This is a genomic window from Thiolapillus sp. (assembly GCF_048562965.1).
GTDB lineage: Bacteria > Pseudomonadota > Gammaproteobacteria > Chromatiales > Chromatiaceae > Thiolapillus > Thiolapillus brandeum_A.
Window position 1 is genome coordinate 1 of the sequence record NZ_JBHNMF010001117.1, and the last position, 872, is coordinate 872.

The 872-nt window shown below is 50.3% G+C and carries 1 protein-coding gene; it reads right to left on the minus strand.

Going from position 1 to position 872, the window contains the following annotated elements; all coding sequences use genetic code 11:
• Positions 1 to 640, minus strand: a 640-nt coding sequence (locus tag ACOCD2_RS22695) for a transposase (RefSeq protein WP_293653783.1), incomplete at its 3' end; no start/stop codon positions are given.
• Positions 641 to 872: the final 232 nt, after the last annotated feature.

Genomic DNA, 872 nt, shown 5'->3' on the forward strand with positions numbered 1-872 from the left:
CATTGCCAAACCAACTGTCGGTCACCACCAACACGGGGAGCTGGGAAAATTGTTCCGCCACGGAACAGAGCATCACCACCGCCTGCGCCATCTTCGAGCGGAAGGTAACCGGGACACCGGCAATCTTGGCGGTCAGGGACTGCGCCTCGATATCCTTTTTCATGAAATAGAACCGGAATGCCAAAGGCAGGCAACACCAGCGTCCTTTGATCATCTTCAACAAGCCAATGGAAACGATATTCTGAGACCAGGGATAAGTCGGCTGGTTGAGTTTGGCGGTATGATCGTGAAAGAAGCTGCAACCAAAAATCTTGCGCCCTGTCTTGTTGTTGATGGAATCATCCGGCGCCACCAGCAACCGGCCCTCGACAGCAGGATCGGGAATCTGTTTCCAGAGCACCATCCACAGCCGATCCCAGGGCAGCTTGTTCGAAGCCATGAAGGTGTAGAAGCGCCGGCTGTTCAGATCGAGCCCGAACAGCGTCTGGAGGGAGCGCAACAGATTGGAGGTCATGGACGAGGTAAAAGGCACGATGACCGCCAGCAGGGTAAAGGCAAACCAGTGAGCCCGTTCACGGCCCAGTCTGGAATCGGAAAATGGGGCTTGGAGAGCCCGCAGAAGGTCGCGTAGAATGAACATTGAGTGGGGTTCCTTTCTTTTGGTTATTCAATGTCTTAGTAGCTTTGATTATACCAAAAGGGGGTACTTCATTCATCTTTTAAGTGATTGTAATTTAAATAAAAATACACAAAATCATGGGGCATCAGGAAGGGTGGTAATTAGCTATACTTATGGCATATTAACCAGAATTATGACAGCGGCCTTGCTAAACTTTTTCCGATGAAGTCCGGTGAAAACGGTGAAACTTCAG